Source organism: Streptococcus constellatus (assembly GCF_902167705.1).
Classification (GTDB): domain Bacteria; phylum Bacillota; class Bacilli; order Lactobacillales; family Streptococcaceae; genus Streptococcus; species Streptococcus constellatus_A.
The window spans coordinates 1-22,060 of record NZ_CABHMZ010000003.1 but is presented as its reverse complement, the minus strand read 5'-3'; the positions used below and the strand labels follow the sequence as shown (position 1 = coordinate 22,060).

Below are 22,060 nucleotides of genomic sequence, written 5' to 3'. Positions count from 1 at the left end.
AAAAGTGGAATCAACAAGCTACGAAAAACCAGTTTTTCTAGCATCTATGATATAAGATAAGCATAATAAAAAAGGGAATTTTATACTTATTTACACAATCCCGAAATATAGTTGTCAAATTTACAAAAATCTTGTTTTAAAATACTACAGATTGTGATTGGTGTAAACTGCTATATAGTTCCCTAAAAAACGAACCAGAATATAACATCCCGTTAATATCGTTATATATCTATTATAGATCTAGTATTTCTATTCTTGGAAACTATCATACTGATTAGACTCGTTCACAAAAACATTAATAAAATTTGTAACCTTACACTGTCATTCTACTAAATTTAAAGTAAAACATTCGTGAAAATTCTGAATGGTCTGTTTTAGGTCTTAAACGGTTATTTTTAACTAAAACTCCGCCTTAGTGTTTCCTAAGACAGAGTTATTTCTATAAAGTTAAAAGATAAATCGCAGACCAGCCACCAATACCACACCAAAAACCACAGTTACCACTAAGTTACGATAGCGAAAAGCAATATAAATTGTTGGAAAGACAGCTATTAAATCCAGCCATTTGAAGGTTGGTAGCTTCCCTATCTTCCCATTTGTAAGGCTGGATAAAATCAATGCAAAAATAATAGAGACTGGTAAGTACTGTAAAAATCGTTCTACAATCTTAGGCAAGCCACGATATTTTACCAATATAAACGGAGTAATCCGTGATAACCATGTCACCAAAGCTGAGAAAAGAATGGCGACAAAAATATAATTATTTATCATCTAGCATTACCCCCACAGTACAGCCTAATAAGGTCGATATTAAAACAGCTAAAGACGAAGAGACCAGCATGCTTAGAACATAGAAGGATAAAGCTACCACAGCCAAAATCACTACTAGTTTTTGAAATTTTGTTTTATGTAGCATCACTAAAAATTGGGAAGAAAAAATACCAATAAACATGCCCACAAGCGCAAAGTCCAGTCCAAACACTTCTGGATTTGGCAATAGACTTCCTAACGTCGTTCCGACCACCGTTCCTATAATCCAAGCAAGGTAGCTCGTTATATTATTTCCATACATCCATTGAAGCGAAATATCTTTTGTATGAACGTGCTCACTTAGTAAAACGCCATATGTTTCATCTGTCAAGAGTATTCCGATACCAATATTTTGCAATAGACTGGCATTCCGAAAAAAAGTAGATGTATGAAGACCCATCAAAAATAGACGCAAATTGATCAAAAAGGCTGTCAGAGCAATAGCCGTCACTGGTGCATGGATAACAAGGAGCGCTAGCATAGCAAACTGAGCGCTTCCCGCATAAACAAGAATGCTCATCAATGTCATTTCAAGAGGACTGACATGATAAGAAGCACCAATAACGCCACAGGCCAGCCCAATACTAATATAACCCAGAGCTGTTGGCATGGCTGCCTTAGCTCCATCCTTAAAACTTTTTCCTATCATTTTTATTCTTCCATTGTATCAAAAGCCAGACTTGGCTTGGCATTTAGGCTTAATGTTGCAAGATTACCTTTGTTCCACTCGCTGACACTCGCATAAGCAATCATTCCTGCATTGTCCCCACAGAGACGTAAAGACGGTATGATAACCTTGATATCTGTCATTTCAGCTGCTAAACGTTCACGTAAACCTTGATTAGCTGCAACACCGCCTGCAACGACTAAGGTCTTAACAGGATATTTCTCCAAAGCCTTTTTTGTTTTTGCCATGAGAATATCTAAAACAGCAGCTTGAAAACTAGCTGCTAGATCTTCCTTGGAAAGAAGTTCACCTTTTTGCTGGGCATTATGGTGTAGATTGATAAAGGCAGATTTCAACCCAGAAAAGGAAAATTCCAAATTATCCTCTTTAATCATAGCCCTAGGAAAATCATAAATATCTTGTCCTTTATGGGCCAGTTCATCTATCTCACGCCCTGCTGGATAAGTCAAACCCATCACGCGACCAACTTTATCATAAGCTTCTCCGACCGCGTCATCACGTGTTTCCCCAACAATCTGATAATCACCAGCTTCGCTAACATAAACCAACTCCGTATGCCCTCCACTAACTAATAGTGCTAAAAGAGGATATTCTAATTTCTCGACACTCTGAGCCGCCATCAGATGACCTGTCATATGATTGACAGGAATAAGTGGTAAATGATGTGCCCACGCAAAAGACTTGGCAGCTGCCAATCCGACCAAAAGAGCACCAACTAGCCCCGGTCCATAAGTTACTGCTACTGCCGTCACTTCTTTTTCTGTAATACCAGCCTCCGCAAGAGCTTCCTCCACACAAGCTGTGATAACTTCCACATGGTGACGGCTAGCCACTTCTGGTACCACGCCACCAAAACGTTTATGGCTCTCAATCTGGCTAGCAATAACATTGGATAAGAGTTCATCGTCATTCTTTAAAACCGCCACGCTAGTCTCATCGCAGGAGGTCTCAAAAGCTAAAATATATCTGTCATTCATTGTTTTCTCTTTTCATTACAATCGCATCTTCCACAGGTTCATGATAGTAATTCTTGCGCCGAGCGATTTCTATAAATTTCTCTTTTTGGTAAAATAGCAGAGCTGCTTTATTGGATTCTCTCACTTCGAGAAAAATCTCTTTGTCAATCGGCAGATGTTCAAACAACGCTGTCGCAATTTTCTTGCCTTGACAGGCCTTCTTGACCGCAATTTGCAAAACTTCCGCTTCAAAATCCGACTCCTGAAAAGCCAGAAAACCGATTAAATCTTGACTCTCCAAAGCCAAAACATAAACCGACAAAGGATTTTGTAAGTCTTTCTCAATCTGCTCTATATTCCAAGGACTGGCTGCATAAACATCTTTTAATACTTGATAAATTTGCTCTGCTAAATTAGCAGCCTGCTTTTTTTCATCTTTTTTAATCTCAATCATAAGCGCTTGATGTAAGAATCTTTCGTTTCTTGATGATTTTTGAGCCAATTCTCTTCTGCTTCCACTCGCTTGAGGTAGTTTGGCACAAAATCATGAACAGAGCGGGCTGGTAATTGCAGACCGATTTTAGCAAGGAGCACAGCATTTGGCAGAGTTGCTTTGATAAGAGCTGCTGGCAAAGCGGACTGAATCTGCTCCGCAAAATTTTCCACTTCTCCTACAAAAGTTACCTGAGAAGCAGACTTGGCTTTTTCTAACACTTCTTCAAAAGGCAAATGAGCTTCTGGCTGAGCTGCTCTGCCATTTTCATAAAAACCAGCATAGACATTGTTGCGTCTGGCATCCATGAGAGGAATGACCAAGCCGTCAAGATCCTCTGGCACCAGAATCCGCAAGCTAGAAACTCCCACCAAATCTATTTTCAGCGTGTATGCCAACGTTTTGGCTGTTGCCACAGCAATCCGCAAACCTGTATAACTACCAGGACCTTCTGCGACCACAATGCGCTCTAAATCGCTTGGCTTTAAATCCAAATTTTCCATTAAAAAATCAATAGCCGGCATCAATGTAACGCTATGATTTTTCTTGATATTGACTGTCATCTCAGCAAGCAACTTATCATCTTCTAAAATCGCAATTGCTAGGGCTTTGCTAGAGGTGTCAAAAGCTAAAACTTTCATTTTTATCTTTCCTTCGTGATAATCTACCTCCTATTATACTACAAAAAAATACGGATTGCCTCAATATGATTTTCAAAAAAACAAGACCTTTTGAAAATCGTTTTCCTAGATTTTCTCACTTCTTTCTTTTACTAAATAACCTTTTTATGATATAATGATTATAATTGTAACGTATCGAAATCAATTTATTACTCGGAAAATTAAATAAATGAAGACCGCCCTTGAAAATAAGGTGGCTATTTTCTGATAGATTGTTCATGAATGAGAAAGGAATTGAAATGATTTACAAAATTTTTTATCAAGAAACAAAGGAACGCAATCCACGGCAGGAAAACACACACACGCTTTATTTGGATATTGATGCCAAAGACGAATTAGAAGGACGCATTAAAGCGCGGAAACTCGTCGAAGAAAAAACACCTTACAATGTTGAATTTATTACACGCTTGTCTGATAAACATTTAGAATACGAAAAAGAATCAGGCAACTTTACAATTACGGAGCTCTAAACCATGTCTTATACTTTAAAACCCGAAGAAGTCGGTGTATTTGCCATTGGTGGCTTAGGAGAAATCGGAAAAAATACCTACGGAATCGAATACCAAGATGAGATCATTATCGTTGACGCTGGTATTAAATTTCCTGAAGACGACCTCTTAGGGATTGATTATGTCATTCCCGATTATTCCTATATCGTAGAAAATATCGACCGTATCAAAGGAGTCTTAATCACTCACGGTCACGAAGACCATATCGGAGGGATTCCCTTCCTCCTCAAGCAAGCAAATGTCCCTATTTATGCTGGACCGCTTGCCCTTGCACTTATCCGCGGGAAACTAGAAGAACATGGGCTCTTACGTGATGCCAAGCTCTACGAAATCAATCAGAATACCGAACTACAATTTAAAAACCTAAAAGCAACCTTCTTCCGCACAACCCACTCCATTCCGGAACCTTTGGGGATTGTGATTCACACACCACAAGGGAAAGTTGTATGTACAGGCGACTTCAAGTTTGACTTTACACCTGTTGGCGAGCCAGCAGATTTACATCGAATGGCAGCACTTGGTGAAGATGGCGTTCTAGCGCTTCTTTCTGACTCAACCAATGCAGAAATTCCGACTTTCACAAACTCTGAAAAAGTCGTTGGTCAGTCTATCATGAAAATCATTGAAGGCATTCACGGGCGGATTATCTTCGCCTCCTTTGCCTCAAATATCTTTCGTCTCCAACAAGCTGCAGATGCTGCGGTTAAAACTGGCCGAAAAATTGCTGTTTTTGGACGTTCAATGGAAAAAGCCATTGCTAATGGAATCGAACTAGGCTACATCAAAACCCCTAAAGGGACATTCATTGAACCAAATGAAATCAAAGATTATCCCGCAGGTGAAGTGCTCATCATATGTACAGGAAGTCAAGGAGAGCCTATGGCAGCTCTTTCACGCATTGCGAATGGAACACATCGTCAAGTGCAGCTTCAACCAGGTGATACAGTGATTTTCTCTTCTAGTCCTATCCCTGGAAATACCACCAGTGTCAATAAGCTCATCAATACCATTTCAGAAGCTGGCGTTGATGTTATCCATGGAAAAATCAACAATATCCATACTTCTGGACACGGAGGACAACAAGAGCAGAAACTCATGCTTCGCTTGATAAAACCTAAGTATTTCATGCCAGTCCATGGTGAATACCGCATGCAAAAAGTCCATGCCGGACTTGCAATGGATACTGGGATTCCTAAAGACAATATCTTTATCATGAGCAACGGAGACGTTTTAGCCTTAACTGCTAATTCTGCTCGCATTGCAGGAAGTTTTAATGCACAAGATATTTATGTCGATGGCAATCGTATCGGAGAAATTGGCGCTGCAGTCCTCCGTGACAGACGGGATCTTTCCGAAGATGGCGTTGTTCTTGCAGTAGCTACCGTTGACTTTAAATCCAAGATGATTTTAGCTGGTCCTGACATTCTCAGCCGCGGTTTCATCTATATGCGGGAATCAGGTGAACTCATTCGCCACAGTCAACGCATTCTTTTCAATGCAATCCGTATCGCTTTAAAAAATAAAGATGCCAGCATCCAGTCTGTCAACGGAGCTATTGTAAATGCTCTTCGACCATTCTTATATGAAAATACCGAACGCGAGCCTATCATCATCCCAATGATTTTAACACCAGATGAAGATGATCTATAAATGCATCATATAATTAAGAACACCTTGATTTCCAAGTAAATCAAGGTGTTTTTTCAACAACAAAAAAAGAGAGGCGAACCTCTCTTCTCTATACTGATGAATTATTTAGCAATTTTTGCAAAGTATTCAAGAGTACGTACAAGTTGTGCAGTATATGACATTTCGTTATCGTACCAAGATACAACTTTCACCAATTGTTTTCCATCAACGTCAAGAACTTTAGTTTGAGTTGCGTCAAACAATGAACCGAATGACATACCTACGATATCTGAAGAAACGATTGGATCTTCAGTATAACCGTATGATTCGTTAGCAGCAGCTTTCATTGCAGCATTTACTTCATCAACAGTTACATTCTTTTCAAGAACAACAACCAATTCAGTAACTGATCCAGTTGGAGTTGGAACGCGTTGTGCAGCTCCATCCAATTTACCGTTCAATTCTGGGATAACCAAACCGATAGCTTTAGCAGCACCAGTTGAGTTAGGAACGATGTTTGCAGCACCAGCACGAGCACGGCGAAGGTCACCTTTACGATGTGGACCGTCAAGGATCATTTGGTCACCAGTGTAAGCGTGGATAGTAGTCATCAAACCTTCAACAACACCGAAGTTGTCTTGAAGTGCTTTAGCCATTGGAGCCAAGCAGTTTGTAGTACATGAAGCACCAGAAATAACTGTTTCAGTACCATCAAGAACATCGTGGTTCGTGTTGAATACAATTGTTTTAACGTCGCTTCCACCAGGAGCAGTGATAACAACTTTCTTAGCTCCACCTTTAAGGTGTTTTTCAGCTGCTGCTTTAGTAGCGAAGAAACCAGTTGCTTCAAGAACGATTTCTACACCATCTGTAGCCCAATCAATTTGTTCTGGGTCACGTTCAGCAGAAACTTTAACGAATTTACCGTTAACTTCGAATCCACCTTCTTTAACTTCCACAGTACCATCGAAACGACCTTGAGTTGTGTCATATTTCAACAAGTGTGCAAGCATAACTGGATCTGTAAGGTCGTTGATACGAGTAACTTCAACACCTTCTACGTTTTGGATACGACGGAATGCAAGACGACCGATACGACCGAAACCGTTAATACCAACTTTAACTACCATTCGTGATTTCCTCCTTATGAAAATCAAAAAATTTTTATGTGAAAAGAGTAACTTGAGTTGCTACAACTCACCTTTCAACATATCTATTATATACTTTATTCTTAAAAATTGCAACTGGTTTCAGCATAGTAAAAGAAACCTCTTCTATTTTTTCAAGCAATTTTCACTATGAATCTTAATGATTGCAGAAAGTTTTATTACTCAGAAAATGCAGATTTTAGGAATATTTCACTCGCTTACGATTTTTAATATTAAAACTTTGCTCATTTATCTATTTAACCCTGTATTTCACTGACAATTAAGAATAATCTGGAAAAATATACATTTTTTCGTGAAAGCGCTTTGCTTTTTTGTTTTTATAGTATATAATAATGATGTCTAGACATAAACTTTTATTTTTATTGTAAGGAGGATTAAATACAATGATAAAAAAAGTTAAGAATAATGCTCTACTAATTGCAATACTTGTAACTTTGTTTAGTTTGGGTGCAAAGAATATTGTCTCAGCTGCCTACATAGCTGAAGTTGTACATACTCGATACGATGTCCACCTTGTTATGGGAGGAACCACACGAACAACTTACTCATGGATGAATTTATATTACCATAGAGGGTTTAAGTTAAACAGAATTGAAACACTTCGTCGTGATTATGGTATTAATCCAGGATTCCTTCATATTTATCATTATAGTACTTATTAGCACAATTAACATAGAGGTTATCAGTATAGCCTCTATGTTCGGTTTTTTGAGGTGAGACTATGGCATTTTTTTACTTTGAACTAAAACGATTTCTAAAAAATCCCAAAAATAAGATTTGTTTAATCCTTCTCTCAGCTATCTTCTTAGGTCTATTTATCTTTAATCAAACAACACTAAATAAGCAAATCACTAAAATGAATTTGACTACAGCTAAATTCAATCTACAACAATCAAAACAAATAGTCGAAAATTTTCAAAAAGAGGTACAACAAAATCCAGACAATAGAGATATAGCTCAACAATTGAAGAATGCTCAAGTAGAACAAAAAATCCTCTCAGAACAACTATCTGCTCTGAAAAAGAAGGATATCGAAAAATTTGCTGAGCTAGAAAATCGTTTGAATCTATTACAGCTTAAATCAACTTCCAAAAAAGATACAGACGAATATAGAAATTTAACAACTAAAATTAACTATTACAATGCTATAAAAGCAGCTAAGGGCAACCCAAGCACTATGGTTAATGATACAAACGAGGCTGCTTTTACTATCGGTCGCTCTTTAACAGCCTGGCTGTCCTCTACGACTATCTTTGTCCTCATTACTGTTCTCATAACCGACTCTCTTAGTAGCGAGATTGAAAGTTCACAAATCCGATTTTATCAACTCCTAGGTGGCAGAAAATTTAGACACCTACTCACCAAACTGTTAGTCCCAATTCTTGTAACTTTTCTAACGACATTACTAATTTTTACTATTTTATATGTAGCAAAAGGAATACTTGACAGCTTTGGAACCTGGCAATACCCTTATTTAATGACTGATAGAACAATTCTCCCAATCTGGAAAATCAGTTTAAACACGATAATACTATTTCTAGTTGCCCTTCTTTTCATTGCTAGTTTAGGGCAGTTCTTTGCTCTTATTTTCAAAAAAAGTCTGGTAGTAATTGGTCTCATTCTTGTCTTCTTGACTAGTTTTCTCACTTTATCTCAAGAAGAATGGTTTCAACCTTTCAAAAAATTTTTACCTTTTGAGTATATGGGATATGGTCAGTTAATCAACGATAGTCAAATCCTCCCTAAGAATGCATTCCTGATTGGAATCGTGTATCTCTTAGGTCTCAGCTTGATTTTCCTGCTAGCTTCCTATTACTTGTATAAAAATTACTATTATAGAAAGGCGGAGAAAGCATGACAGGAATATCTATAAAAAATTTAACAACAGCTATCTTTCAAGATTTAAATTTTGAACTGACAAATCCAGGTCTCTATGGAATTATCGGACCTAACGGTGTCGGAAAAAGCACACTTTTCAGCCTATTAAATAATGAAATAAAGCTTCCCAGCGGAATGCTAAAAATAGGAAAAGTTTCTTACATCCCAAGCCTAGATATTTTTGACAAACACTTGACTGCTAGTGACTATCTCACATTATTATCCCCAGAGGAGCAAACAGTCTTCCAGAAAAATTTAGTTAGGATGGGCGGTGCAGATTATTTAAAGAAAAAGTTAGGAAAATACTCTCTAGGAATGAAGGAGCTGTTCGCTTTCTTATACGCCTTGTCTATTCAGAGCGATATTCTTATTTTAGATGAATTACTAGACGGTCTTGACGAACGGAGACGTTTCACTGCGTACGATTTATTAAGAGAATATAGCTCTGAAAAAATCATTTTGCTGACTTCTCATAATTTATCTGAAGTCTTTAAAGTATGTGACACCGTCTTTCTTTTGAGTCAAAACTCCTTAAAAGCTCTTGATAGTTGTGATGATGCAGTTAAGATTCTCTTTTCTCCGTAAAATTCAATAATTAATTGTTCAGATTCCACAAGAATCTGAACTTTTTTATAAAAAAACGCCCGCAACTGCGGACGCATGGACTTGACTTGATTAAGCCTCACCTTTGTTTTTCTTAATGATTTCTTCTTGTACTGACTTCGGTACATCTTCATAGTGGTCAAATACCATCATGAAAGTACCGCGTCCTTGTGATGCTGAACGAAGAACTGTTGCATAACCGAACATTTCAGCAAGTGGAACATAGGCACGAACGATTTGGCTGTTACCATGAGCTTCCATACCATCAACACGTCCACGACGAGCTGTTACGTGTCCCATAACGTCACCGAGGTTTTCTTCTGGTACAGTAATTGTAACAAGCATCATTGGTTCAAGGATGGTTGGTTGCGCAGTCTTAGCAGCTTCTTTAAGAGCAAGAGAGGCAGCAACTTTGAAGGCTGTTTCTGATGAGTCGACATCGTGGTATGAACCATCATACAGTTTTGCCTTCACGTCAACGATTGGGTAACCAGCAAGAACACCATTTGCCATTGACTCAATCAAACCTTTTTCTACAGCTGGGATGAATTCACGTGGAACCACACCACCAACGATAGCATTTTCAAACTCGAAGCCTTTTCCTTCTTCGTTTGGAGTAAATTCAATCCAAACATCACCAAATTGACCTTTACCACCTGATTGGCGTTTGAAGAATCCACGTGCTGATGTTTGTGCACGGAATGTTTCACGGTAAGATACTTGAGGAGCACCTACGTTTGCTTCCACTTTGAACTCACGACGCATACGGTCTACAAGGACATCCAAGTGAAGCTCACCCATACCAGAGATAACTGTTTCACCAGTTTCAACGTTTGTTTCAACGCGGAATGTTGGATCTTCTTCAGCCAATTTTTGAAGGGCAACACCCATCTTGTCTTGGTCAGCTTTAGATTTTGGTTCCACCATCAATTGGATAACTGGTTCTGGAACTTCGATAGATTCAAGAATAATTTTAGCCTTTTCATCTGTCAATGAATCACCAGTTGTTGTATCTTTCAAACCAACAGCTGCAGCGATGTCACCAGAGTAAACTGTTTCGATTTCATTACGGTGGTTTGCGTGCATTTGCAGGATACGTCCAATACGTTCACGTTTTCCTTTAGAAGTATTCAAAACGTATGAACCTGAGTTCAAGACACCTGAGTACACACGGAAGAAAGTCAAGCGACCAACAAATGGGTCTGTCATAATCTTGAAAGCAAGTGCTGCAAATGGTTCATCATCAGATGCAGGACGAGTTTCTTCTTCTTCAGTATCTGGATTTACACCTTTAATAGCTGGAATATCAAGTGGGCTTGGAAGGTAGTCAATAACTGCATCAAGCATCATTTGAACACCTTTGTTCTTGAAGGCAGATCCAGCAAGAACTGGGAAGAACTCAACATTGATAGTTGCTTTACGAATCGCAGATTTCAATTCTGCTTCAGTAATTTCTTCACCTTCAAGGTATTTCATCATCAAGTCTTCATCAGTTTCAGCAACTGCTTCTACTAATTTTTCACGCCATTCTTGAGCTTGTTCAAGGTAATCTGCTGGAATATCTTCTTCGAGAATATCTGTCCCAAGGTCGTTTGTATAGATTTCAGCTTTCATACGAACCAAGTCAATGATACCACGGAAGTCATCTTCTGCACCGATTGGCAATTGAATTGGGTGAGCATTTGCTTGAAGACGATCGTGAAGAGTGCTTACTGAATAAAGGAAGTCTGCACCGATTTTATCCATTTTGTTAGCAAATACGATACGCGGAACACCATATTCAGTTGCTTGACGCCAAACTGTTTCTGTTTGAGGTTCAACACCTGATTGTGAGTCAAGGACAGTTACTGCACCGTCCAATACACGAAGGGAACGTTGCACTTCAATTGTGAAGTCCACGTGTCCTGGTGTGTCGATAATGTTGACACGGTAATCTTTCCATTGTGCTGTTGTTGCAGCAGATGTAATAGTAATACCACGTTCTTGTTCTTGTTCCATCCAGTCCATTTGTGAAGCACCTTCGTGTGTTTCACCAATTTTATGGATTTTACCGGTATAGTAAAGAATACGTTCAGTCGTTGTTGTTTTACCAGCATCGACGTGAGCCATGATACCGATGTTACGAGTTTTTTCAAGTGAAAATTCGCGAGCCATTTGGTTGTTTCTCCTATTATTTTATTTACAGTTTATTATAACATATTTTAAGAAAAGCGAGTAGGCAAATCCTACCCGCTTGTTGATTACTCATGCTAATTAGTAAGAGTACTAAGCCTTTGAAAGAGCTCTTGCAATTCTCTAAAAAGAGAAGCAATCTTACCAGCGGAAGTGAGCAAAAGCACGGTTAGCTTCAGCCATACGGTGAGTATCTTCACGTTTTTTAACAGCTGCACCAGTATTGTTAGCTGCATCCATGATTTCTTTTGCAAGGCGATCTTGCATAGTGTGTTCTCCACGTGAACGTGAAATAGTCACTAACCAACGAAGTCCAAGAGTTGTACGACGTTCTGGACGAACTTCAACTGGGACTTGGTAGTTAGAACCACCAACACGGCGAGCACGTACTTCAAGTACAGGCATGATGTTTTCCATAGCTGTTTCAAATACTTCAAGTGCATCATTTCCAGTAGCTTCTTTGATTTGTTCAAAAGCACCATATACGATTGAAGCTGCTGTACCACGTTTACCATCAAGCATAACGCGGTTGATAAGACGTGTCACTAATTTTGAATTGTAGAGCGGATCTGGCAATACTTCGCGCTTAGGCGCACGGTTTTTACGACTCATTGATCTTTATCCCCTTTCCTTATGCTTTTGGTTTTTTCGTACCGTATTTAGAACGGCCTTGTTTACGATCAGTTACACCTGCAGTATCAAGTGCACCACGAACGATATGGTAACGTACCCCTGGAAGGTCTTTTACACGTCCACCACGAAGAAGCACAACGCTGTGTTCTTGCAAGTTATGTCCGATACCTGGGATATATGCAGTTACTTCGATCAGATTGCTCAAACGTACACGAGCAAATTTACGAAGAGCTGAGTTCGGTTTTTTAGGTGTCATAGTACCAACACGAGTTGCTACACCACGTTTTTGCGGTGAGTTTTCACGAGTAGGTACACGTTTAAGACTATTATAACCAACGTTTAAAGCTGGTGATTTAGATTTTTCTACTTTTGATTTACGCGGTTTGCGAACCAATTGGTTAATTGTAGGCATCTACATTTCTCCTGTATTTTTTTAATTTTGGTGATGATACACTTGGTGACAGCTATCATCTGCGTGTACTTTTGCAACATTTGTCAGCACGTCTCTGTACACTTTTGAGAGACCAAAAGTAAAAAGTACCGTCTATTAGTATAACACGACGGCACTTTCTTTGTCAATATATTTTTTATAGTTTTCCTATTGAAATCCCAGCTACTGCCCAGTAGTATTTGTGGCTGGAGTTTGAACTGAATTGGTCTCAGCCTGTCCTGTGGTAGCTGAAGTTGCTGGAGCTTGATAGGTTTGAGGATAAGTTTGTTGATAAGTCTGTTGGTACGTTTGTTGGTACGTTTGCCCTGCATCTGTTTGAGGCGTCACAGCATTTTGATTTGCTGTAGCAGCTGCTTCGCTGGCTTCACGCGCAGCAATCGCATCACTGACTGCCTTGATTCGTTGTTGAAATTGGGCTTTTTGAGCTTCGTCTTTCAACTTGTCCACTTTTTCTTGAGCAGCTGTTACATTAGCTGTTGTCTGCTCCGTTTCCAGTTTTTTAACAGTCTCTTCTGCTTCTTGCACAATTTTCGCTTGCTCTTTCCGCTCTTTTTCTGCTTTCGACTCTGAAGACTTCGATGTTGAAACTGTTCGTCTTACAGTCGGAGCGGCTGCACGAGCCGCGTCATCTTGCTTTTTAACGAAAAACAATCCCGCAGCAAGAACGAGCGCCAAAACTGTAACAATCGAAATTCTCAGCCACAAGGAGCTTTGATCCAATTTATCCAATATATTTTTCAAATTTTCACCTCATCTATTTGTCAAAAATATTCCCAACTTCTACGCTGATTTTGTTGGACTTCACATCGATATCTGTCACTTTCAACAATGATTTGTAATCTAAGTGTTCACGCTCAGTCTGTGCATTTTCCGCAAAGACTGCTACACCAGCCAATTCCGAATCAAATTCTCGTAAAAGACTAATCATGCCATTGACTGTTCCGCCACCTTTTAAGAAATCATCTACGATTAAAACACGGCTTCCAGCTTTCAGGCTGCGTTTCGACAAGAACATCTTTTCAATACGGTCACCACTTGAACCTGACACATAATTGACGCTAACCGTTGAGCCCTCTGTGATTTTCAAGTCGCGGCGCACGATGACAAATGGAACATTTAACACATTTGCCACTGCATTTGCCAAAGGCACCCCTTTTGTAGCAACGGTCATTACAGCATCAATTTTTTGATTTCTAAATGTCTTGGCAATAATGCGTCCAATGTTGTTTAAAATAGAAGGCGTACTCAGCAAATCTGACAAATAAATGTAGCCGCCAGGTAAAATCCGATTGCTTTCAGATAATTTCGTGCAAAGCTCTTCCACCATTGCCTTAGCTTCTTTCTCCGAGATAGAGGGAGTAAAAATAACGCCTCCTCCTGCTCCTGTAATGGTTTCGATATGTCCGATTTCCATTTCTTCAAAAGCACGTTTAATGATGACAATATCTTCGGAAATGGAAGATTTTGCGGACTCATACTTTTCAGCAAATTTATTGAGACTAGTTAGTTCATAAGGATGATTGATTAGGTAGTTAGAAATGACTACCATACGTTCACTTCTTCTTAATTTCATTTTTTCACCAATTTATTTTATTTTCTTCATTATATCATAATAAGCCCAAAAAACGAACATTATTTTTGCAATAACATTCGTTTTTCGCTTTTTACTTATCAAAATTAGGCTTGTAGAAAGAGCGGTTGTCCATAGCAAAGATTCGATTGGTCATTTCACCCTTACCAACCAAGGCTAGAGCCGAAGTCATCATCATCATTTCCGCATCTAAATTGTCAATCATGTGGATAATTTCAGCTTCCATGATTTTCGGACGGACAGGACTTCCGTATTCCAACAAGCCATGATGGCTTAGCAGAACATGACGGAGAACAATGACATCTTCTTTTGTATCGTCAATTTTTAATTCTGCCAACACCTTTGTTATTTCTTCATCAATCAAAGCAATGTGTCCGATGAGATTGCCTCGAATCGTGTATTCTGTCTGTTCAGGCCCTGTCAATTCCAGTACTTTTGCCAAATCATGCAACATAATTCCTGCATAAAGCAAACTCTTATTTAATTGCGGGTAAATCTCAGCAATAGCATTTGCTAACCGCACCATTGTAGCCGTGTGAAAAGCAAGTCCTGCTTCAAAAGCGTGGTGATTGGTTTTCGCTGCTGGATAGGAGTAAAATTCTTTATCGTATTTAGCATACAAAGCCCTCACTACACGCTGCCAAACTGGATTTTCAATTTTGAAGATCATTTGTGACAAATATTCACGTAGTTCTTGGACATCAACTGGTGGTTTTTCCTTAAAATCAGCCGGATTGTTTGGCTCGCCAACTTTCGGGAGCCGCAAAGTAATTTGATTCACTTGCGGCGTGTTATTGTACACCTCTCTGCGGCCTTGCATATGAACGACTTTCCCAGCAGTAAATTCTTCTACATTATGCGGTTGTGCATCCCACAATTTCCCTTCAATCGTCCCCGTGTCATCTTGAAAGGTGAACGCCAAATAATTTTTCCCAGCTCTTGTCTGACGCAGTTCAGCGGATTTGATGAGATAAAATCCCTCAAACAGCTCGTCTTTTTTCATTTGGTTAATCTTCATATTCTTCCTCTTCATCTTGGAAATCTAGCAGACCATTTAAGTCCGACTTGTCCGAAATTTCAATATGGCGCAAAGTTCGCTCGATAGCATTGGTTCTGCGCGTCAGCAATTCATCAATATTGCCAGAAGCGTGTTGCAAATGTTTTTGTGCCTTGAGCAAAATGCCACCAAATTTATTAAATTCTGATTTGACATTGCCCAAAATCTTGCTGATGTCATCTGCACTTCTTTGAATGTTGAGCGTTTTAAAACCGACCGAAAGCGAATTGAGTAGGGCAGATAACGTAGATGGCCCTGCGACCACAATCTGCTCGTCCCGGCGCAAACTATCAAAGAATTCCGGATTGCGAACGACTTCTGAATAAAGCCCTTCCGTTGGTAAAAACATCACGCCAAAATTCGTTGTTGCAGGAGGCGCTAAATATTTTTTATTGATATCCTTGGCAAAACGTTTGACACTCGCTAGCAAAGACTTGCGGTACAAATCAATCTCTTCTTTGTTTCCTGACTCATAAGCATCCTCTAAGCGATAGTAGTCAGCAAGCGGAAATTTAGAATCAATTGGCAAATAAATGTATTCTTTTTCTACTTGCCCCGGTAATTTAATCGCATACTCTACGCGCTCACTAGATCCTGCAACTGTCGCAAATTCACGTTCGTACTGGCTCGGTGTCATAATATCTTCAATAATCTGACCAAGCTGCAATTCACCTAAAATCCCACGTGTTTTGGTATTAGAGAGCACTTTGTTTAGAGTACCTACATCACGCGCTACATTTTGCATCTCTCCTAGGCCACGATTGACTGACTCCAACTGTTTAGAGACCGTTTCAAAGGAGGTTTGTAATCTCGCCTGCAAGGTTTTTTCCAGTTTTTCTTCCACCGTTTGGCGCATTTGTTCTAAACGACGGTCATTTGACTCCTGAATCTGGCGCATTCGTTCGTCTGTCTTATCACGATTTTTGGTTAGATTCTCACTTATCTCTAACCGCATTTCCGTTAAATTTCGATGTAAATCCGTGCGCACCTCTCCCAAACGATCTCCTAGAGCCAATTCCAGCTGTTGCTGTGCTAGAAGACTCTGCTGCCGCTCCTGTTCAAAACGGTAATCCAACTGATCAGATAACTGATCGGCTTGATCTTCAAAAATCTTTTTCTGTTGGTCTGTTTGTTGCTGATTCTTTTGCCACAAAAGAAAGGTCACAATAAGATTTCCCAGCAATAAGAGGATGATTACAAACTCCATACTAACTCCTGTCTTTGCTATAAATGACAATAACATAACCTGATTGGCACCCTAAAAAAACGGGCTCATCTATAAATTCGTTAGAAGCATACACTTTTTTGAAAAAATAATTGGATTCGTTTAAAGGATATTTGGCTCCTTCAATGGTCAACCGGCTATTGTCCGCAGGCATAAAAGCTAAATAGTTCATACCAGCTACTGGCTTTACCTCGTGCCGCCCTTGAGGGTAATAGCAGAGCTGATTTTGTGCATTGCACAGTCGAATTTGCTGCATATAAGGGGCGATTTCTGGATTACTTGGCAAGAAAATATTTGCCAAAGTATGATCCAAGCGCCCGCCAAAAGCACCAAAAATCGTCACTTGCGCCTGTGGATAACGTGCAAAAACAGCTTTGACAGCCAACTCTAAATCCGTATCATCTTTTTCAGGTTGTGCTTGAAGTACCTCTTTCGATTGAGAACAAATCAAAGCCAACTCTTCTTCCGAAACAGAATCAAAATCACCGACCGCTAAGTCTGGACGAATACCTTGTTCAATGAGAAACAGGCTTCCTCTATCTACCCCGATAAAAAGGTCAAAATCCACTTGGAAATTATCTATCGTTCCGCCAGCAAAGAGAGCAATTTTAGTCATGCAATGCTTCTTTCAAGGTTTGAACCTGATGAGCTACATCACCTTTGAAAACGTAACTACCTGCCACAAAGACATTAGCACCAGCTTCTTTGGCAATGCCAATGGTTTCATCATCAATACCACCGTCTACTTCAATATCAAAGTCTAGTTGGTTCACTTCTCTCAAAACGACTAATTCACGTACTTTATCCATTGTTTCTGGCAGAAAGGCTTGTCCACCGAAGCCCGGATTAACAGTCATAACCAAGACTTGATCAACCAAATTCAAAACATTTTTCACCGCTTCAACAGGCGTTCCTGGATTGATAACAACACTTGCCTTGACACCAGCAGCCCGAATCTTTTGCAAAGCTCCGTGAATATGAGGCGTTGCTTCAGCGTGGATACTGATAATATCTGCACCCGCACGGGCAAATTCTTCAATATGGTGTTCTGGATTGGACACCATGAGATGACAATCAAATACCAATCTACTGTGTGGTCGCATACTCGCTACCACACCCGCACCAAAGCTGATATTGGGAACAAAATGCCCGTCCATAATATCAATATGAACGTACTCTGCCCCTGTGGCTTCTAATTTTTTCAGTTCTGATTCAAAATTAGCATAATCTGCACTTAAAATAGACGGTGCAATTTTATAAGTTTTCATTTGGCTTCCTCCTCACTTCGGTTGCTTCTTAGCTACTTTTTTATAGGTTTCACGACGATGTTCAATTTCACTCAAAAATTGCAAGTAATTCTCAAAACGAAAGGCTGCAATCGTTCCATTTTCAACAGCAGGTTTCACCGCACAACTCGGTTCATGCGTATGAGTACAAGTTCGGAATTTGCAGTCGCGACTGACTTCAGCAATTTCAGGAAATGCTCGGTTTAAATCCTCCGCGTTATCCACTTCATAATCCAAAGAAGAAAAACCCGGAGTGTCCGCAATCTTTCCTCCATTGAGATTGTAAAAACTGACAGCTCGTGTCGTATGACGACCACGACCTAGACTCTCTGAAATCTCACCTGTTTCTAATTGCAAATCTGGTGCGATTTTATTGAGCAAAGTGGACTTGCCAACTCCTGTTTGCCCCATGAAAACTGTCTTTTTGTTTGCCAAAAACGGCAACAGTTCTGCTACTGTTTTAGCAGTATCATAACCAATCGCTTGGTAAACCTCAAGAAAAACATCTAGCTCCTTGTCATCTGCCAACAAATCCAATTTGCTGATATAGATAATCGGGTGAATGGCTTTCTGCTCCAAAAGAACTAAGAACCGATCCAAAAGATTGGGATTGAAATCTGGCTCTTTGGCACTCATTATCACAACAGCTTGATCTATATTGACAATAGGCGGGCGCACCAGGCTGTTTTTTCGCTCTGCTATTTTTAAAATGTATCCTTCAGAAGCTTTCTCAGCAGAAAATTCGACCTCATCCCCCACATAAGGAGTTTGACCTTTTTTGCGAAAATTTCCTCTGGCTCTAGTCTGATAAACCTTACCTTCTGACTCTACATAATAGAAGCCAGCTAAGGCTTTCACGATTGTTCCTTTCAAATGGACTCCTTTAACGCTTAATAAGTTCATTATAACAAAAAAACCAGTATTTTGCTTTTCAGTGCAAAAAAATGATGAAAAACGTTTCTAATATGGTATAATAGATACCGAGCGGAAATGGCGGAACGGCAGACGCGCATGCTTCAGGCGCATGTGTCCATTCGGACGTGAGGGTTCAAATCCCTTTTTCCGCATTTTTATTTCGTTTGATAGTTGTCAACTGTAGCGCACTTCACTTCACGTTATGTGCGCTTTACCTTCTCGCCTAAAACGAAATAACATATTTTGAATTCTGGAAAGGTGGCCCAGCTTGGTACGGCACCGGACTCGAAATCCGGCAAATGGATTTTATTCATGCGCGGGTTCAAATCCCGTCCTTTCCTTATAAAGAAACTCACTAAGACGAACTTAGTGAGGCTTTTTGTTTATAATATTATTCAACTTATCTGAACCCTTCGTCATATAAGCTGTCTGCTAAACGTGCAAATGCTTGCAAACCAAGCGCTTCTCCTCGCACGCTTGGAGACAGTTCAGCATTACTCAAAGCGGTTTCCAGTTTTGTTTTGGTTTCATCAGATTTGCCAAAATAACTGGTCAGATTATTCCAGAGGGTTTTCCGACGGTGAGTAAAACTAGCTTTTGAGACTTTGAAGAATAATGGCTCATCTTTGACCTCAACTGCCGGCTTGTCTCTACGAGTCATTTTCAGAATAGCCGAGTCTACATTCGGGGCAGGAACAAAGACTGTTCGCGGTACGATAAAAGCAACCTTGGCCGTCATGTAATATTGCACTGCTATTGACAAACTGCCATAAGATTTGCTATTGGGCTGCGCCGAGATGCGATCAGCCACTTCACGCTGCATCATCACGACAAATTCACTAAAGGGAACGCCACTTTCAATCAAATGCATCAAAATAGGAGTTGTGATGTAATAAGGAAGATTGGCCACTACTTTGATAGGAAGATTTGGATTGGCAAATTCCTTGATTCGAGCTTGTAAATCTGACTTAAGAATATCTTCATTGATAACCTTGACATTGTCAAAATCCCGCAAGGTGTCTGCCAAAATCGGCACCAAGCGCTCATCAATCTCAAAAGCCATAACTTCTGCTGCATTTTTCGCCAAAAACTCAGTCAGAGCTCCAATGCCTGGTCCTATTTCGATGACGTTAACATTCTTATCAATCTCAGCCGTGTCCACAATTTTTTGTAAAATATTGGTATCCGTCAAAAAGTTCTGACCGAACGATTTTTTAAAAGTAAAGCCATGACGCTCAAGTACAGCTCGCGTCACGCTATAATCCGCAATTCTCATATTTCTCTTTTCTATCTGTTAGCTAAATAAAATATATAAAATCCGCATAATGCCCAGCACAAGCAAAATCCAAAACGCTGGATGAATACGGCGTTTGTTGTCTTTTGAATCGGATTCAGTCACATCAGACAATTGCTTGCTTTTTTGATTTTCCCGTTTCTTTAGCTCATCTTGGTAAGCAACCGAATTTAGAATATTGTCTTCTGATAGCATGTCCAAAGCATAATAATCTGGGAAACCCATAGCTAGCCCAAGCAAATCTTTATCTGTTAAAGAAAAATCCAAATCTTTCGGTTGATTTTGCTGAATAGCGCGGACATTTTTTAAAAGTTTGTCAGAAGCAATAGGCAACTCGTCCATAGAAATAACTTCTAAAACGTCAAACCCTAGCATATCGCCCTCTTTGATATTTGCAGTAATGTAGCGAACAAAGTCATCGTACAATTGCAAAGCCTGTGGAGCATGCTGCTCTAAAAAGGAGCGATTACGGCGAACATTCTGGTCAAAGTTTTCAATAGAAAGGGCAATCCCCATCTCCTGTGTCCGATAAAATTCTTCTGCCTTCTCTTTATCTTCTTTTTCAAGCTCTTCTGCTTTTTGCCACAAATCAATAGCTGCTTGCAGTTCTTCTTCACCCCAAAATAGTTGCCAGAAATAAGGGATCGTATAAATTCCCTCCGCTAAAACACGCGCTTCATCTCCGTTTTTTAAATAAATATAGCTTCTATTTGCCATGTCGCTTCCTTTCGTATTTTACCAAACAAATTCAAAGAGATAATTTATCTGATATTAAGGTACACTACCAATGATTACTAGTACTTCTGACTAAGCTTCAAGCTACTCAGTCAAGTCATCTTCTGTTACCACCTGTGATGATACACTTCTCTTGATAGTTCTTCCAATAGATTCAGTTTCTCTTTTTCATAAATAATGTTACTTATAATCTAGAATATTGTCTCTTATCCCATCTAGCAAGGGAATATATTCCATAAAATCAAACTGCTTATAATTTTTTAATACATATTTTGAAAATATTTCTTTCCCATAATGATTTGACCCTCCACCTTTCGAAAAGGTCTTCCCATTTAAAACAGGTGGTTGATTGCAAGCAAGTAGCAAATCCTCAATATCAGATGACTTTCCGTTATTCATATTAGGTATTAAAGGTGTTGCCATTACGTACAAACTATTTCTTTTACTAATTCTATAAAAATTACTTCCTCTAATTTGGTTTAAAGTATTTGTATCAATTTGTAATTCACTCGCATGATTTGCAAACTCATAAAGCGGACTTCCTACAGGTTCGTTATCAAATAAAAATATAGTTGGATGATTCGGTTTTCTGGATGTTAGACTCTGAAAATACTCAATGTAATTTGGGTATATCTTATGATATATATCCTGCCCTAAATCTTTTATAGGAAATTTTTGTTTAAAAATATTACTAGGTATTTTACTTGAAAAATAATTATACCAATATTTGAAGCCTTCTCCCCCCTCTGGTACATAAAAAAGGTATTCTGCTGTGTTACTATGTTTTAAAAAATCAATTTTAAATATAAATTTACCATTAACTTTCTCAATTAATTCAGGATATCGTTTATAAAGTTTTTTTAACGCAGCCTTTATATACTTTGGATCAGTTTTTCCTTCAGTTACTATCATCGGTTTATCATTCCCAAAAAAATATTTGTAAAATAGAAACTTTTTATATTCCTTCTCTCTGGAATCAAATAAAGACATATAAATTTCTTTTTCAGCTTCATTAATACTATAAAACTCTTGAGGAAGACTATATTTCTTATGCTGCTTATTATAAAATAATTCTTTTCTCAAATCTCTATTGTAAAAAATATATTTCCAATAATATTTAGATGCAGATTTTTTTGACGAATTTCTCCCCAAAAGATTCTTTTGATATTCGAAGTTGTTTTCAACTAAAGATTTTTTATGATAAATTGCAAGAATAAGTGCAACATTTACTCTAACTCATCCACTAGAGCTTCATAAGCAGTTCTGTAAGCTAAACATTTTCGTGG

The 22,060-nt window shown here is 39.0% G+C and carries 23 protein-coding genes, 2 tRNA genes and 1 pseudogene; 7 read left to right on the top strand and 19 right to left on the bottom strand.

Going from position 1 to position 22,060, the window contains the following annotated elements; all coding sequences use genetic code 11:
- Positions 1 to 447: 447 nt before the first annotated feature.
- From FQ204_RS00375 to tsaB, 5 genes are read right to left on the bottom strand one after another with little or no spacing between them, the layout of a single operon-like run.
- On the bottom strand, positions 448 to 771 hold the full coding sequence (locus FQ204_RS00375) for an AzlD domain-containing protein (RefSeq protein ID WP_144207180.1): 324 nt from the start codon (positions 769 to 771) through the stop codon (positions 448 to 450).
- Positions 761 to 1,459: an AzlC family ABC transporter permease gene (locus FQ204_RS00370; RefSeq protein ID WP_144207177.1), complete on the bottom strand. Its 699-nt coding sequence runs from the start codon at positions 1,457 to 1,459 to the stop codon at positions 761 to 763. The genes FQ204_RS00375 and FQ204_RS00370 overlap by 11 nt, the downstream gene beginning before the upstream one ends.
- Positions 1,460 to 1,461: 2 nt before the next feature.
- Positions 1,462 to 2,475 carry a tRNA (adenosine(37)-N6)-threonylcarbamoyltransferase complex transferase subunit TsaD gene (gene tsaD / locus FQ204_RS00365; protein ID WP_144207174.1) on the bottom strand — a complete coding sequence of 338 codons (1,014 nt, stop codon included), beginning with the start codon at positions 2,473 to 2,475 and terminating at the stop codon, positions 1,462 to 1,464.
- The gene (gene rimI / locus FQ204_RS00360; protein ID WP_144207171.1) at positions 2,468 to 2,908 is read right to left on the bottom strand and encodes a ribosomal protein S18-alanine N-acetyltransferase; all 441 of its coding nucleotides are present in this window, start codon (positions 2,906 to 2,908) and stop codon (positions 2,468 to 2,470) included. The genes tsaD and rimI overlap by 8 nt, the downstream gene beginning before the upstream one ends.
- Positions 2,905 to 3,588 (bottom strand): tRNA (adenosine(37)-N6)-threonylcarbamoyltransferase complex dimerization subunit type 1 TsaB, encoded by a 684-nt coding sequence (tsaB, locus tag FQ204_RS00355; protein ID WP_144207168.1) that lies wholly within the window; start codon positions 3,586 to 3,588, stop codon positions 2,905 to 2,907. The genes rimI and tsaB overlap by 4 nt, the downstream gene beginning before the upstream one ends.
- A gap of 278 nt (positions 3,589 to 3,866) precedes the next feature.
- Here tsaB and FQ204_RS00350 point away from each other — a divergent pair, with 278 nt between their 5' ends.
- Entirely contained in the window at positions 3,867 to 4,097 is a 231-nt protein-coding gene (locus FQ204_RS00350) for a DNA-directed RNA polymerase subunit epsilon (protein WP_144207165.1), read from the top strand.
- Positions 4,098 to 4,100: 3 nt separating this feature from the next.
- Positions 4,101 to 5,786, top strand: a complete 1,686-nt coding sequence (rnjA, locus tag FQ204_RS00345; RefSeq protein ID WP_144207162.1) for a ribonuclease J1 — start codon at positions 4,101 to 4,103, stop codon at positions 5,784 to 5,786.
- A 101-nt stretch (positions 5,787 to 5,887) separates the two neighbouring features.
- Here rnjA and gap read toward each other — a convergent pair whose 3' ends face one another.
- Positions 5,888 to 6,895 (bottom strand): type I glyceraldehyde-3-phosphate dehydrogenase, encoded by a 1,008-nt coding sequence (gene gap, locus FQ204_RS00340; protein ID WP_144207160.1) that lies wholly within the window; start codon positions 6,893 to 6,895, stop codon positions 5,888 to 5,890.
- A gap of 422 nt (positions 6,896 to 7,317) precedes the next feature.
- Here gap and FQ204_RS00335 point away from each other — a divergent pair, with 422 nt between their 5' ends.
- The 3 genes from FQ204_RS00335 to FQ204_RS00325 are packed head-to-tail and all read left to right on the top strand — an operon-like array spanning position 7,318 to position 9,397.
- Entirely contained in the window at positions 7,318 to 7,596 is a 279-nt protein-coding gene (locus FQ204_RS00335) for a hypothetical protein (protein ID WP_144207157.1), read from the top strand.
- A gap of 59 nt (positions 7,597 to 7,655) precedes the next feature.
- Positions 7,656 to 8,792 (top strand): ABC transporter permease, encoded by a 1,137-nt coding sequence (locus FQ204_RS00330; RefSeq protein WP_144207154.1) that lies wholly within the window; start codon positions 7,656 to 7,658, stop codon positions 8,790 to 8,792.
- On the top strand, positions 8,789 to 9,397 hold the full coding sequence (locus FQ204_RS00325) for an ATP-binding cassette domain-containing protein (RefSeq protein ID WP_144207151.1): 609 nt from the start codon (positions 8,789 to 8,791) through the stop codon (positions 9,395 to 9,397). The genes FQ204_RS00330 and FQ204_RS00325 overlap by 4 nt, the downstream gene beginning before the upstream one ends.
- A 90-nt stretch (positions 9,398 to 9,487) precedes the next feature.
- Here FQ204_RS00325 and fusA read toward each other — a convergent pair whose 3' ends face one another.
- The 10 genes from fusA to rsgA form a co-directional block, all read right to left on the bottom strand.
- Positions 9,488 to 11,569 carry an elongation factor G gene (gene fusA / locus FQ204_RS00320; RefSeq protein ID WP_144207148.1) on the bottom strand — a complete coding sequence of 694 codons (2,082 nt, stop codon included), beginning with the start codon at positions 11,567 to 11,569 and terminating at the stop codon, positions 9,488 to 9,490.
- A gap of 159 nt (positions 11,570 to 11,728) precedes the next feature.
- Complete coding sequence (gene rpsG / locus FQ204_RS00315) at positions 11,729 to 12,199, bottom strand: 30S ribosomal protein S7 (RefSeq protein WP_003026449.1); 471 nt, start codon at positions 12,197 to 12,199, stop codon at positions 11,729 to 11,731.
- Between the two features lie 19 nt (positions 12,200 to 12,218).
- On the bottom strand, positions 12,219 to 12,632 hold the full coding sequence (rpsL, locus tag FQ204_RS00310) for a 30S ribosomal protein S12 (protein ID WP_003026451.1): 414 nt from the start codon (positions 12,630 to 12,632) through the stop codon (positions 12,219 to 12,221).
- Between the two features lie 201 nt (positions 12,633 to 12,833).
- A complete protein-coding gene (locus FQ204_RS00300; protein WP_144207145.1) occupies positions 12,834 to 13,412 on the bottom strand; it encodes a hypothetical protein in 579 nt (192 codons plus the stop codon).
- A 13-nt stretch (positions 13,413 to 13,425) separates the two neighbouring features.
- Entirely contained in the window at positions 13,426 to 14,244 is an 819-nt protein-coding gene (gene purR / locus FQ204_RS00295) for a pur operon repressor (RefSeq protein WP_144207142.1), read from the bottom strand.
- A gap of 91 nt (positions 14,245 to 14,335) precedes the next feature.
- Positions 14,336 to 15,280 carry a 3'-5' exoribonuclease YhaM family protein gene (locus FQ204_RS00290; protein ID WP_144207139.1) on the bottom strand — a complete coding sequence of 315 codons (945 nt, stop codon included), beginning with the start codon at positions 15,278 to 15,280 and terminating at the stop codon, positions 14,336 to 14,338.
- A complete protein-coding gene (locus FQ204_RS00285) occupies positions 15,270 to 16,526 on the bottom strand; it encodes a DNA recombination protein RmuC (protein ID WP_144207136.1) in 1,257 nt (418 codons plus the stop codon). The genes FQ204_RS00290 and FQ204_RS00285 overlap by 11 nt, the downstream gene beginning before the upstream one ends.
- A 1-nt stretch (position 16,527) precedes the next feature.
- Complete coding sequence (locus FQ204_RS00280; RefSeq protein WP_144207133.1) at positions 16,528 to 17,160, bottom strand: thiamine diphosphokinase; 633 nt, start codon at positions 17,158 to 17,160, stop codon at positions 16,528 to 16,530.
- A complete protein-coding gene (gene rpe, locus FQ204_RS00275; protein WP_144207130.1) occupies positions 17,153 to 17,812 on the bottom strand; it encodes a ribulose-phosphate 3-epimerase in 660 nt (219 codons plus the stop codon). Before rpe ends, FQ204_RS00280 begins: the two co-directional genes overlap by 8 nt.
- A gap of 12 nt (positions 17,813 to 17,824) precedes the next feature.
- Positions 17,825 to 18,703, bottom strand: a complete 879-nt coding sequence (gene rsgA / locus FQ204_RS00270; protein ID WP_144207126.1) for a ribosome small subunit-dependent GTPase A — start codon at positions 18,701 to 18,703, stop codon at positions 17,825 to 17,827.
- Positions 18,704 to 18,814: 111 nt separating this feature from the next.
- On the opposite strand from rsgA, the gene FQ204_RS00265 reads away from it, so the two are divergent.
- Positions 18,815 to 18,897, top strand: a tRNA-Leu gene (locus tag FQ204_RS00265).
- A gap of 100 nt (positions 18,898 to 18,997) precedes the next feature.
- Positions 18,998 to 19,086 (top strand) — tRNA-Ser (locus tag FQ204_RS00260).
- A gap of 59 nt (positions 19,087 to 19,145) precedes the next feature.
- Here FQ204_RS00260 and rsmA read toward each other — a convergent pair.
- The 3 genes and pseudogenes from rsmA to FQ204_RS00245 form a co-directional block, all read right to left on the bottom strand.
- A complete protein-coding gene (gene rsmA / locus FQ204_RS00255; RefSeq protein ID WP_144207123.1) occupies positions 19,146 to 20,021 on the bottom strand; it encodes a 16S rRNA (adenine(1518)-N(6)/adenine(1519)-N(6))-dimethyltransferase RsmA in 876 nt (291 codons plus the stop codon).
- Between the two features lie 18 nt (positions 20,022 to 20,039).
- Positions 20,040 to 20,756 (bottom strand): dimethyladenosine transferase, encoded by a 717-nt coding sequence (locus FQ204_RS00250; RefSeq protein ID WP_144207119.1) that lies wholly within the window; start codon positions 20,754 to 20,756, stop codon positions 20,040 to 20,042.
- 198 nt (positions 20,757 to 20,954) lie between these two features.
- Positions 20,955 to 21,980 (bottom strand): annotated as a pseudogene (locus FQ204_RS00245) (RNA-directed DNA polymerase); the annotation flags it as partial.
- Positions 21,981 to 22,060: the final 80 nt, after the last annotated feature.

What these genes read in the sequence shown, in the direction of transcription:
- FQ204_RS00280 (WP_144207133.1), bottom strand. Translation starts at nt 17,160, where the DNA reads ATGACTAAAATTGCTCTCTTTGCTGGCGGAACGATAGATAATTTCCAA.
- FQ204_RS00285 (WP_144207136.1), bottom strand. Translation starts at nt 16,526, where the DNA reads ATGGAGTTTGTAATCATCCTCTTATTGCTGGGAAATCTTATTGTGACC.
- FQ204_RS00330 (WP_144207154.1), top strand. Translation starts at nt 7,656, where the DNA reads ATGGCATTTTTTTACTTTGAACTAAAACGATTTCTAAAAAATCCCAAA.
- FQ204_RS00370 (WP_144207177.1), bottom strand. Translation starts at nt 1,459, where the DNA reads ATGATAGGAAAAAGTTTTAAGGATGGAGCTAAGGCAGCCATGCCAACA.
- gap (WP_144207160.1), bottom strand. Translation starts at nt 6,895, where the DNA reads ATGGTAGTTAAAGTTGGTATTAACGGTTTCGGTCGTATCGGTCGTCTT.
- rsmA (WP_144207123.1), bottom strand. Translation starts at nt 20,021, where the DNA reads ATGAGAATTGCGGATTATAGCGTGACGCGAGCTGTACTTGAGCGTCAT.
- rpsG (WP_003026449.1), bottom strand. Translation starts at nt 12,199, where the DNA reads ATGAGTCGTAAAAACCGTGCGCCTAAGCGCGAAGTATTGCCAGATCCG.
- FQ204_RS00350 (WP_144207165.1), top strand. Translation starts at nt 3,867, where the DNA reads ATGATTTACAAAATTTTTTATCAAGAAACAAAGGAACGCAATCCACGG.
- FQ204_RS00250 (WP_144207119.1), bottom strand. Translation starts at nt 20,756, where the DNA reads ATGGCAAATAGAAGCTATATTTATTTAAAAAACGGAGATGAAGCGCGT.
- rimI (WP_144207171.1), bottom strand. Translation starts at nt 2,908, where the DNA reads ATGATTGAGATTAAAAAAGATGAAAAAAAGCAGGCTGCTAATTTAGCA.
- FQ204_RS00290 (WP_144207139.1), bottom strand. Translation starts at nt 15,280, where the DNA reads ATGAAGATTAACCAAATGAAAAAAGACGAGCTGTTTGAGGGATTTTAT.
- rpe (WP_144207130.1), bottom strand. Translation starts at nt 17,812, where the DNA reads ATGAAAACTTATAAAATTGCACCGTCTATTTTAAGTGCAGATTATGCT.
- FQ204_RS00375 (WP_144207180.1), bottom strand. Translation starts at nt 771, where the DNA reads ATGATAAATAATTATATTTTTGTCGCCATTCTTTTCTCAGCTTTGGTG.
- purR (WP_144207142.1), bottom strand. Translation starts at nt 14,244, where the DNA reads ATGAAATTAAGAAGAAGTGAACGTATGGTAGTCATTTCTAACTACCTA.
- rpsL (WP_003026451.1), bottom strand. Translation starts at nt 12,632, where the DNA reads ATGCCTACAATTAACCAATTGGTTCGCAAACCGCGTAAATCAAAAGTA.
- tsaD (WP_144207174.1), bottom strand. Translation starts at nt 2,475, where the DNA reads ATGAATGACAGATATATTTTAGCTTTTGAGACCTCCTGCGATGAGACT.
- fusA (WP_144207148.1), bottom strand. Translation starts at nt 11,569, where the DNA reads ATGGCTCGCGAATTTTCACTTGAAAAAACTCGTAACATCGGTATCATG.
- rnjA (WP_144207162.1), top strand. Translation starts at nt 4,101, where the DNA reads ATGTCTTATACTTTAAAACCCGAAGAAGTCGGTGTATTTGCCATTGGT.
- tsaB (WP_144207168.1), bottom strand. Translation starts at nt 3,588, where the DNA reads ATGAAAGTTTTAGCTTTTGACACCTCTAGCAAAGCCCTAGCAATTGCG.
- FQ204_RS00325 (WP_144207151.1), top strand. Translation starts at nt 8,789, where the DNA reads ATGACAGGAATATCTATAAAAAATTTAACAACAGCTATCTTTCAAGAT.
- FQ204_RS00335 (WP_144207157.1), top strand. Translation starts at nt 7,318, where the DNA reads ATGATAAAAAAAGTTAAGAATAATGCTCTACTAATTGCAATACTTGTA.